This window comes from Caldisericota bacterium (assembly GCA_034717215.1).
Classification (GTDB): domain Bacteria; phylum Caldisericota; class Caldisericia; order Caldisericales; family Caldisericaceae; genus UBA646.
On sequence record JAYELD010000064.1, the window covers coordinates 1 to 10,993 of the forward strand.

Below are 10,993 nucleotides of genomic sequence, written 5' to 3' on the forward strand. Positions count from 1 at the left end.
TTTTTAATATTGTGTGGTATAGTAATTATAATAGTTATTTGGAACAATATTCTATATAATGGAACAGTTATAAAAGGAAACACATTCTATGAATTCAATTGAGAAATCTATACAAATTCTAAATTATCTTAGTAATGCTAAAAGAAATGTAGGAATAAGTGAATTAAGCTCTAAGCTGTTGTTTCCCAAGAGTACAGTTCATAGAATATTAAGTAGCTTATTAAGCCATTCTCTGGTTAGTCAAGAAAAAGAAACTTCCAAATATAAATTAGGGCTAAAGATACTGGAATATTCAAATTCATTTTATAATTCATTTGATTTTCGGCAAATTGCTAAGCCGATTTTAAAAAAAGTTTGCACTGAAACTAGTTTTACTACCTTTTTAACCATATGGCAGAGTTATCATAGCATATGTATTGATTCAGTTACTCCATATAAAAAATCAAATACTCACCACTTATTTGTTGAAGTTGGTAAGGAAATGCCTTTCCATTGTACTGCTTCTGCAAAAGTGCTTTTAGCTTACCAACTTCCTGAAGATATTAAAAAAGTTATTAAGAAAAAACATCTCATAAGATATACTCCAAATACAATTACAGAGCCTGGAAAATTAATGATACATTTATTGGACATAAAAAATAAGGGTTTTGCCGTTTGCGATGAGGAACTTGAAGAAGGAATAAAAGCAGTTGCTGCACCTATAAAAAATGTTAACGGAAAAACAATAGCCAGTATTACTATAACAGGGTTAGCAAAAAGAATGTCTTCGGATAATATAGAGAAGAGACTCATTAAAATTGTTACTGATTCAGCTCAGGAGATATCTAATAAGTTAGGATATAGAGAAGAAAATATTTTAAAGAACGCTAATTAGTAAAATTATTTGTTTTATATAACGCAATAAAAAATTTTGGGGGAGAAGAAAGAAAATGGCAAAAGTAATTTTAATAGCACTAGGTGGGAATGCGATAAAACAATCAAATGAAAAAGGAACTTCAGAGGAACAATTCAAGAATTGCTGGAAAACGACAAAACATATCTCAGAAATTATCAAGAATCTTAACGAGGAAGATCGGCTAATAATAACTCATGGAAATGGACCGCAAGTTGGCAATCTTATGGTGCAACAAAAGCTATCTACGGATAGTGTTCCAGCGCATCCCATGGATGTAGTAGGAGCAATGACTCAAGGGCAAATTGGTTATATGTTACAGCAAACCTTAATGAATCATCTAAAAGAAATGAGCCTGAATATACCAGTGTGCACAATATTAAATCAAGTTTTGGTAGATAAAAATGACCCAGAATTTTTTGGTGATAAAGCCTCAAAACCGGTAGGCAATTTTCTAACCGCGGAAGAAGCTAAAGAAATGAAGGAGAATAACCCTCAATATATAATTAAGCAGGTTAAGCCAAACGGAGAACGTTGCTGGAGAAGAACTGTTCCTTCCCCAGATCCTATATCTAATTTAGAAGCTGATGTTATTAAAAAATTAGTTGATGCCGGGGTAATTGTTATTGCTTCAGGTGGCGGTGGTATACCGGTGTTAGAAGATGAAGAAGGAAATTACCAAGGAATTGAGGCAGTAATAGATAAAGATCTTGCCGGAGAAAGATTAGCAGAAATAGTAGGTGCAGATGTTTTTTTAATTCTTACAGACGTAGAAGAAGCTAAAATTAATTATGGTAAAGCGAATGAGAAAAGTTTAGGTAAAATAACTTTCGAAGAAGCTAAACAATATTTTGATGAAGGACATTTTCTTGCGGGGAGTATGGGGCCAAAGGTTAAAGCTTGTTTAAGATTTTTAAAAAATGGAGGGAAGAATGCTATAATTACATCTTTGGATAAGGCTTTAGAAGCATTAAAAGAACAAAGTGGAACAATTATAGAAAAATAAAATTACAGAGTAAAAATTAAAAAAGAGCATTATTCTTCGTGATGTAGCATTATGGTTTTGCCGTGATGATAAAAACATAATAAATAATTTAAAGGAGAAAAAAATGTTAAAAGGAAAAGATATAATAAATACCGCTCAATTTTCACTTCAAGAACTTGATTTAATCATGAATACTGCCGCAAGTTTTGAAAAACGGGTTAAAGGCGGAGAAGTTATTAAGAATATGGAAGGTCAGGTGGTAGCTGCCTTATTTTTTGAGCCCAGTACCCGAACCCGTCTTTCTTTTGAGACTGCTGCCAATAGACTGGGTGCCCGAGTAATTACAGTAGCTAGTGCTGCCAGTTCTTCTGCAGCTAAGGGAGAATCTTTGGCAGATAGTATCAGAACGGTAGATGGCTATGTTGATGTTATTGTTATGCGTCATCCCATGAAAGGTTCTGCCAAAATTGCTGCTGATAATGCTTCTCACCCGGTAATCAATGGTGGTGATGGGGCCGGTCAGCATCCAACCCAAGCTCTTCTAGATCTTTACACTATTCGCAAAGAAAAGGGAGTTTCAGGTGGACAGACAGTTACCTTTTTAGGTGATTTAAAAAACGGAAGAACAGTTCATTCTTTAGGATATTTTATGGCTTTATGTAAAAATAAGATGATTTTTGTTTCTCCAAAATCTTTAAGAATGCCTGCAGAAATAACGGCAGATCTAAGAAGCCGGGGAGCAGAGATTGAAGAAACAGAAGATGTGGAAAAAGCTTTATCAGTTAGTGATATTGTTTATGTAACGAGAGTACAAAGAGAAAGATTTGAAAATCCTGAAGAATACGAAAAGGTTAAGGGCGTGTATATAATAAATAGAGCAATGATTGAAAAAGCTAAAAAAGGAATTACTATTCTCCACCCCCTACCAAGAGTAGATGAAATTTCCACTGAGGTTGATGATTATGAAGGAGCTGCTTATTTTAGACAGGCTCACAATGGACTTTATGTCAGGATGGCACTTTTGTCTTTAGTCAGTGGCAGAGTATAAATAAATTATTTTAATTTAGTAAACATACACAATATCTAAAAATATTATCAAAAGCAGGTAAGTTTGTGGAAAATCCCAGAGATATAAATTCAATACTGACTAAAGGAAAAATAATTGAACAGGTTAATTTAAGTAATAATTATCATAAGATAAAAATAAAAGCTCCTCAAATTCCTCAAGAAGCTAAACCGGGGCAATTTGTTATGTTGTCTAAATGGAAAATTAAAGAACTTTTTTTAAAGAGGCCATTTAGTTTTTACAATATTGAACCCAACTTAGGCACATTTGATATTCTTTATAAAAACATAGGTAAGGGCACACAGATTCTAGCTGAATCAAAAATAGGTGATTTAGTAGAATTAATAGGCCCTCTTGGAAATGGATTTAATATTCCCGAAAATACACGCAAGGTCGCTGTAGTTGCCCGGGGCATAGGAGTTGCTCCGTTAATTCCACTAATGTTAGAAAGTAAAAAAAGGGGAATTGAGATTTATAGTTTTCTATCTGCTCAGACGGAAAATTTACTTTTATGTAGTAATAAGATTGAATCTATTTCTAGAGAAACATTTTACACTACAGATGACGGTACAAAGGGGGCAAAGGGGAAAGTCACTGGTTTTTTAGAGAAAATATTAAAAGAAATAGTAGTTGATGTTGTTTATACTTGCGGATCAAAAAGGCTTGCTAAGCACATAAGAAATTTACAAAAAAAATATAATTTTTTAGCATTTGTAAGCCTAGAAGAACATATGGCCTGTGGTATAGGTACCTGCAAAGGATGTGTTCGCAAAACTAAATACGGTTATAAAAGGGTTTGTAAGGAAGGACCTGTTTTTCCAGTTGAAGAGGTAATTTTTAATGACTAAAGAAGTGAGTTTAGAAATCGATTTAGGTCACCTACATTTAAAAAATCCAATTATGCCTGCCTCAGGTACCTTTGATGTGAGGTGTACTTTATTAAATGAAAACGAACTTAACAGGTTAGGAGCAGTAGTAGTTAAAAGTATTGCTTTCAAAGAAAGAGAAGGAAATTCTGAGCCAAGGACTTGTGAAACTGATTGTGGATTATTGAACGCGGTCGGTGTACCTTCTAAGGGCGTAGAATATTTCATAAAAGAAGAATTGCCTTTATTAAAAAAAGCAAACAATATTATTATTGTTAGCCTTCTGGGAAATTCTGTTGAGGATTTTTGTAACTTAGCAGAATATCTTAATAAAATCGAAGAAATTTCAGCATTAGAAATAAATCTTTCTTGTCCTAATCTAAATAACGGGATTCCTTTTGGTGTTAATGAAGATAAATTATACGAATTAATTTTTAATATAAAGAAAAACACATCAAAACCAATTATTGCCAAATTATCACCAAATGTTTCCGATATAAAAAAAATGGCTTTATCTGTACAAAGCGCCGGTGCAGAAATAGTAACTATTGCTAATACTTTCATGGGTATGGCAATAGATATTGACAAGCAATTACCACGCTTGGGAAACAACATTGGAGGATTATCCGGGCCGGCAATAAGACCAATAGTGGTTAGAATGATATGGGAAATTGCCCAGGTTATCGATATACCGATTATAGGAGTAGGCGGAGTTTGTTGTGCTGAGGATGCAATTGAAATGTTTCTTGTCGGTGCGAGCGCAGTACAGGTAGGTTCAGCTAATTTTAGCAACCCTTATATGATGTTAGAAATTATTACAGGGATTAAGAGATATTTAAAAGAACAAAAACATAATTCTATTCAAGATATAATTGGTTTGATAAAAGATTAAGATATATTTTATGATATTTAATAAGTTTGATATTTAAATCTAAAAAAGGAGAAATACTTTTATGGGATTACAGATGTTAGTAAACGCTATTTTATTGGGCGGATTGTATGCCTTAATGGGTATAGGTTTTTCCTTGCAATGGGGCATTAGCGGAATAATTAATTTATCTTATGGAGCAATGGTTATTTTAGGTTCTTATATTTCCCTGGAAATTTTTAATTTTTTCCATATAGACCCGTTTATTAGTATGATAATGTCCGGGGCTATTCTTTTCGTAATAGGAGCAATAATATACCGTGGATTCTTGCAACCCTTTCTGAAAGGCGGAATAGTTTTTACTCTTATTTTAACCTTTGCAGTTAGATTAATTGTAGAAAATATTATATTGAAAGTATGGTCTGCTGATTATCGTACTATACGCCTTGCCTATGCCGGCAGTAATTTTCAATTCGGTGATGTTTATGTTTCCTTAACTAAATTTTTAACTTTTATTACTGCAGGAATATTGATCTATTTAACTTATCTTTTTATGATGAAGACAAAAACCGGAAAGGGTATACAGGCAGTTGCTTTAGACAAAGAAGGCGCACAGGCAGTAGGGATAGATGTGGAAAAAATGTATATGATTAATTTTGCCTTAGGAACTGCTTTAGCAGGGTTAACCGGCTCGCTTTGGGCGAGTATCTATAGTTTTTCTCCTCATCTTCTAGGACCACTCGTAGGAAAAGTGTTCATTATTGCAATATTGGGCGGCTTGGGAAATATTTGGGGCGCAGCTGCTGGGGGTTTGCTTTTGGGATTTGCGGAGACTGCGGGAGCAGCTTATCTTGGCTCACAATGGCAAGAAGCTATCGGTATGGTAATTATGGTTTCCGTCTTGCTCTGGAGACCTTATGGGCTTATGGGAAAAAAGTTTTTTGGTTAATTTAGGAATTATTTGAAAGAGGAGGAGTTGAGATAAGTGTCAAATAATAAAAAAGTAAATATTTTCTTATTAACAATAGCAGTAGTTTTATTTACCTTTTTACCGCGTTTTTTATCAGGCTATTCGGTTCGGGTGATTACTACCATTTTTATGTATGCGGTAATTGCCCAGGGAATGAATCTTATGTCCGGTTATATGGGTTATTTACCTTTCGGTAATGCTATGTTTTTTGGGATAGGAGCTTATGTTACGGCAATCGGTATGAGTAAGGGGCTGCCTTTTTTAGTCGTCATCCCCTTAGCTGCCATTACTGCAATTTTATTTAGTATTTTACTGGGACTTCCGGTACTTAGGCTTCGAGGTCATTATTTTGCTATTGCTACCATTGGCATGAGCGCAGCAATTTTATCGGTAGTGCAAAATGCAACTGAAATAACCGGAGGGGCTATGGGGACTACTTTACCCATTATAGATAAGGCCCCGGGTGTAGTATACAATTACTTCTATTTGGCCATGTTTGGTTTAATGGTAATTACTACTTTGAGCTTACATTTTATAATAAAATCAAGGTTTGGCTTTGGAATTCGAAGTATAAAAGCGAATGAAGAAGCAGCAAATTCTATGGGAATTAATACTACTTATCATAAAGTAGTTGCCTGGGCTATAAGTGCTTTTTTTATCAGTATAGCCGGCGCTCTTTATGCATACTGGATGTCATTTATCGCTCCTGATGAAGTTTTTGATGTAATGATTGCCGTAAATACTATTGTTATTATGTTGATTGGAGGAGCCGGGAGTATTTTAGGCCCCATAATTGGTGCCTTTATAATTGAACTGTTTGCAGAAGTAACTTGGAGTGCTTTTCTCGAATATCATCTTGCCGCATTAGGAATTATCATTATTATCATAGTATTTTTTGTTCCAAAAGGAGTAACCGGTACTGTCGGTGATTTTGTAAAAAGAAGAAAGTTAAGAGCAGGGAAGAAGGTGAGTATTTAAGGTGGGAGAAAACAATACAATCTTAAAAATAAAAAATCTGAGTAAACATTTTGGAGCTTTAAAGGCAGTAGATGAGGTTAGCTTTGAAGTAAAAAAGAGTGAGATACTTGGGTTAATTGGTCCCAATGGTGCTGGAAAAACCACCCTTACTAATCTTGCTACCGGTGCTTTCCCCAAAACTGGCGGAAAAGTAATTTTTAAAGATTTAGATATAAGTAATTTAAAATCTTACCAGATAGCAAGGATGGGATTAACCCGCACCTATCAGGTTGTAAAACCTTTAATGGGAATGACTGTAGAAGAAAACATTTTGGTCGGTTCCCTTTATGGAAGAGATAAGAGAAATACTGATATGAAAAATGCATCTAAAAGAGCTAAAGAAATAATAGAATTAGTAGGCTTGGAGTGCAAAAAAGATTTTATGGTAAGCGATATTACCTTACCTGATCTAAAGAAAATGGAATTTGCCAGGGTATTAGCCATGGAACCCGAAGTTGTATTTTTAGATGAGGTTATGGCCGGTTTAAATCCGACAGAAGTTGAAGAAGCAAGTATTTTAGTAAAAAAAGTCAGGCTAGAAAAAGATTTAACTATAGTATATATTGAACATATTATGAAGGCAGTTATGGGAATTTCTGATAGAATTGTAGTTTTGCACCACGGCAGAAAGATAGTAGAAGGTACTCCTCAAGAAGTAGTAAACGATCCAGCAGTTGTTGAAGCTTATCTGGGCAAGAGATATGCTAAAGGGATTAAGGAGGTAAACAATGAAGGATAATTCATTATTAAAAGTTTCTCATCTTGAAGCAGGTTATGGTGCAATTCAAGTTTTATGGGATATTAATCTTGAAGTAAAAGAGAAAGAAGTTGTATGTGTCATCGGCGCAAACGGAGCAGGAAAGAGTACACTATTAAAGAATATTGTAGGAATTATTCCCTCTTCCAAAGGAGAAATATTTTACTCAGGCAATAATATAACCAAAATAGCTTCTCCGGAAAGAATAAAAATGGGACTCGGTTTTGCTCCCGAGGGAAGACATTTGTTTTTTGGATTGACAGTAGAAGACAATCTTTTAATGGGTGCTTTTCAAAGGAAGTATAATAAAAGTGTAAAAGAAGATTTAGATTTTGTATACACACTCTTTAAACCGCTAAAAGGGTATAGAAAAAAACTTGCTGGGAATTTATCAGGTGGTGAACAGCAGATGTGTGCTATCGGAAGAGCCTTAATGTCTCGGCCCAAATTACTTATTATTGACGAATTGTCTTTGGGTTTGGCTCCGATTATCGTAGATGATTTAATAGAAATTATTGGTAAATTAAGAAAAGAAAGAGAAGTTAGTATACTATTAGTTGAACAAGACGTAAAAGTAGCTTTAGATGTTGCGGACAGAGGATATGTTTTAGAAGCGGGAGCAGTCTCCGTTCAAGATGATACTGATAAATTAGCCAAAAATGAACATATAAAAGCTGCCTATTTAGGAATATAATTTAAGAATTAAATATACTGTTTGGATATCCGAGAAAACAGATTCTATTAACTGAATTAAAAAAGAAAAAGAAGGTGATAGATAGGCAAATAAGTAAGTACAGAAACATAAAAGGCGAACTTGAAAATTATTTAATTAAATAAAAAGGAGAGAAAGATGAAAAGAGTTATAATTTTTGTGATGTTGATCAGTATTTTATTATTTAGTTTAACGGGAATAGTGTTTGCTCAAGAAAATATTATAAAAATAGGTGCTGCAGTTTCTTTGACTGGGAAATTAGCTTATGAAGGAAGATTGGTTAAACAAGGGTATGAAATATGGGAAGATCAGGTTAATAGTCATGGAGGGATTACTGTAGCTGGGGAAAATTATAAAGTAAAGGTAATCTATTACGATGATGAAAGTAATCCAGTACGGGGAGCCAAACTTACGGAAAAATTAATTACTCAAAATAAGGTACAATTTTTGTTCGGCCCCTTCTCTAGTTCTATAACTTTTGCTACCTCTGCTATTGGAGAAAAATATGGAGTTATTACTGTGGCTTCTTGTGCCAACGCTTCTAAGATTTACGAAAGGGGATATAAACATATATTTTCAATTCTTCCACCTGCTCCCACTCTTATGGTTCCTATAGCACATTTGGCTAAAACTTTAGATCCTAAACCTGAAAAAGTAGCGGTTATATCAGCTAACGACTTATTCCCCTTAAGTTGTGCTGAAGGATTTGTTGAAGCTTGCAAAGAATTGGGTATGGAAGTAGTTCTTTTTGAAAAATATCCTGCAGGTGCAACTGATATATCTACCTTACTTACTAAGGTTAAAAATTTAAATCCTGATATTCTTGCTGATGCCGGTTATACAGCAGATGCCTTAATGGTAATGAGGCAATGCAAAGAGTTAGATATAAATCCTAAGATTTATGCATTTTCAGTAGGAGTTATGATTCCCAGCTTTGTGAGTGAATTGGGTGATGATGCTAATTATGTTTTTGAGGGTGAATGGTGGCTTCCTTCTATGAAGGGTGAAGATAAAGTATTTGGAACTACAGCAGATTATGTAAAGCTCTGTGAGGATAAACTTGGTTTTGTACCGGATTATCATGTATCATGTGCAAGTGCAGCCGGCACAATACTTCAATTAGCTATAGAGAAAGCTGATTCTTTAGATACTGAGAAGGTTAGAGATGCTTTAGCAAGCATTGATGTATACCCAGCAAGTTGGGCACCGATTGCTTTTAACGAAAAAGGGCAAAATATTGAGTGGGTACATCCTGTAATACAAGTACAAGATGGTGAATATATACTTGTTTATCCGGAAGCTTCTCAAGAAAAAGCACCAATTCATCCAACACCAGAATGGAAGAATAGATAGTATTTTTTATAAAGGGGTTGTAATTAATTTACAGCCCCTTTATATTCTGTAAAAGAACTAAGTAAGAATAAATTAAAATCAATAGGTGATAATCCTACTTCTCTTAAATAAAATGCGTATTGGAAAGAGGTAAGGTTAATTGTATGATATGCTTTTTAAGAGGGCAAGATTAGTTGACCCTAAAAATAAGATTAATAAAATTACTGATTTAGCCATAAAATCGGGGAGAATAGAAAAAGTTAAATCAGAAATTGATTCTAACAAGGCCTCAAAAGTATTTAATTTATCTGGGAAAGTAGTAGTACCTGGAATTATTGACCCCCATGTTCATCTATCCAATTGGATTGGTGGAAGTGCAGGGTATAGGATGATGGCCAAGGTTGGAGTAATAACTGCTGTTGATTTTGCTGGTCCCTTGAAAGATATAATTAATTCTATTAATGAAGAAGGAGCAGGATTAAACATTGCGGTCTTAGAAGCTTTTCGTCTTGGAATAAATTTACCCAGCAATAATCCTTCTTTTGAAGAGATAGAAAAATTTGTTCAACGGGCAGTAAATCAAGGGGCTATAGGGGTAAAAATATTAGGAGGCCATTATCCTCTTACGCCAGAGGCGACTGCCAAAATTATTGAGATAGCCAATAAAGAAAAAACTTATGTCGCTTATCATATAGGTACCACTGCTACCCGAAGCGATTTGAACGGCTTTAAAGAGGCGATTGATTTAGTTGGTGATAAGGGAGTCCATATCGCTCATATTAATAGTTACTGTCGAGGTTTAACCGGCGAACCTTTAGATGAATTAAAGGAGGTTTTTTCTTTATTAGAAGAAAAGAATAATATCGTTAGTGCCTCCTACTTATCTTCTATTAATGGCACTAGCGGAAAATGTATTAAAGGTAAACCAGAAAGCAGTATAACTAATAATTGTCTACGTATGGGTCAATACCCTCCTACAGAATTAGGACTATGCCAGGCCATAAAAAATGGTTTTGCTCAGGTAAGTATAAATGTAAATAAAGAAAATATATTATTAACTGGTTTAAAGGGAGTAAAATATTGGCAGGAAGCGGATACAGATATTACAATATGTTTCCCAGTGAACCTTCCTCAAATTCAGTTTCTTTGTGCCACCAGTAAAGATAAATATGGCAAATTTTTAGTAAATGCCTTATGTACGGATGGCGGTGGAATACCTCGGAATGTTACCATAGAAAAGGGTTTATTGTTGGTAAAATTTGGAGCAATGTCTTTAGAAGAATTTGTAATTAAAAGTTCATTAATGCCCGCCCAGATGTTTGGTATGATAAATAAAGGACATTTAGGAGAAGGGGCAGATGCGGATATCACTGTGTTAGATCTAGAAGAAGGAAAGGCGATAATAGGAATAAATAAGGGCAAGATAATTATGGTTGAAGGTGTAGTTATAGGAGAAAAAGGGAGGATTTTAACTACTAAACACGGAGAAAAGAATATTCGAAAAGTTAATACAGATTATGAATTAATT

11 protein-coding genes are annotated in these 10,993 nt (G+C 34.4%); all 11 read left to right on the forward strand.

The window, feature by feature from the left end; genetic code table 11:
- Positions 1 to 88: 88 nt before the first annotated feature.
- Complete coding sequence (locus U9Q18_02710; protein ID MEA3313268.1) at positions 89 to 874, forward strand: IclR family transcriptional regulator; 786 nt, start codon at positions 89 to 91, stop codon at positions 872 to 874.
- A gap of 55 nt (positions 875 to 929) precedes the next feature.
- Entirely contained in the window at positions 930 to 1,898 is a 969-nt protein-coding gene (arcC, locus tag U9Q18_02715; protein ID MEA3313269.1) for a carbamate kinase, read from the forward strand.
- 103 nt (positions 1,899 to 2,001) lie between these two features.
- Entirely contained in the window at positions 2,002 to 2,925 is a 924-nt protein-coding gene (gene pyrB / locus U9Q18_02720; protein MEA3313270.1) for an aspartate carbamoyltransferase, read from the forward strand.
- Between the two features lie 65 nt (positions 2,926 to 2,990).
- Positions 2,991 to 3,791, forward strand: coding sequence for a dihydroorotate dehydrogenase electron transfer subunit (locus tag U9Q18_02725; GenBank protein ID MEA3313271.1), 801 nt, complete (start codon positions 2,991 to 2,993; stop codon positions 3,789 to 3,791).
- A complete protein-coding gene (locus tag U9Q18_02730; protein ID MEA3313272.1) occupies positions 3,784 to 4,701 on the forward strand; it encodes a dihydroorotate dehydrogenase in 918 nt (305 codons plus the stop codon). Before U9Q18_02725 ends, U9Q18_02730 begins: the two co-directional genes overlap by 8 nt.
- Positions 4,702 to 4,762: 61 nt before the next feature.
- Complete coding sequence (locus U9Q18_02735) at positions 4,763 to 5,626, forward strand: branched-chain amino acid ABC transporter permease (GenBank protein ID MEA3313273.1); 864 nt, start codon at positions 4,763 to 4,765, stop codon at positions 5,624 to 5,626.
- Positions 5,627 to 5,662: 36 nt separating this feature from the next.
- Positions 5,663 to 6,625 (forward strand): branched-chain amino acid ABC transporter permease, encoded by a 963-nt coding sequence (locus tag U9Q18_02740; protein MEA3313274.1) that lies wholly within the window; start codon positions 5,663 to 5,665, stop codon positions 6,623 to 6,625.
- A 1-nt stretch (position 6,626) separates the two neighbouring features.
- A complete protein-coding gene (locus U9Q18_02745) occupies positions 6,627 to 7,403 on the forward strand; it encodes an ABC transporter ATP-binding protein (GenBank protein MEA3313275.1) in 777 nt (258 codons plus the stop codon).
- The gene (locus U9Q18_02750) at positions 7,393 to 8,115 is read left to right on the forward strand and encodes an ABC transporter ATP-binding protein (protein MEA3313276.1); all 723 of its coding nucleotides are present in this window, start codon (positions 7,393 to 7,395) and stop codon (positions 8,113 to 8,115) included. Before U9Q18_02745 ends, U9Q18_02750 begins: the two co-directional genes overlap by 11 nt.
- 156 nt (positions 8,116 to 8,271) lie before the next feature.
- Complete coding sequence (locus tag U9Q18_02755) at positions 8,272 to 9,486, forward strand: amino acid ABC transporter substrate-binding protein (GenBank protein ID MEA3313277.1); 1,215 nt, start codon at positions 8,272 to 8,274, stop codon at positions 9,484 to 9,486.
- 148 nt (positions 9,487 to 9,634) lie between these two features.
- Positions 9,635 to 10,993, forward strand: a 1,359-nt coding sequence (locus tag U9Q18_02760; protein ID MEA3313278.1) for an amidohydrolase family protein, incomplete at its 3' end; no start/stop codon positions are given.

What these genes read in the sequence shown, in the direction of transcription:
- pyrB (MEA3313270.1), top strand. Translation starts at nt 2,002, where the DNA reads ATGTTAAAAGGAAAAGATATAATAAATACCGCTCAATTTTCACTTCAA.
- U9Q18_02750 (MEA3313276.1), top strand. Translation starts at nt 7,393, where the DNA reads ATGAAGGATAATTCATTATTAAAAGTTTCTCATCTTGAAGCAGGTTAT.
- U9Q18_02755 (MEA3313277.1), top strand. Translation starts at nt 8,272, where the DNA reads ATGAAAAGAGTTATAATTTTTGTGATGTTGATCAGTATTTTATTATTT.
- U9Q18_02735 (MEA3313273.1), top strand. Translation starts at nt 4,763, where the DNA reads ATGGGATTACAGATGTTAGTAAACGCTATTTTATTGGGCGGATTGTAT.
- arcC (MEA3313269.1), top strand. Translation starts at nt 930, where the DNA reads ATGGCAAAAGTAATTTTAATAGCACTAGGTGGGAATGCGATAAAACAA.
- U9Q18_02710 (MEA3313268.1), top strand. Translation starts at nt 89, where the DNA reads ATGAATTCAATTGAGAAATCTATACAAATTCTAAATTATCTTAGTAAT.
- U9Q18_02730 (MEA3313272.1), top strand. Translation starts at nt 3,784, where the DNA reads ATGACTAAAGAAGTGAGTTTAGAAATCGATTTAGGTCACCTACATTTA.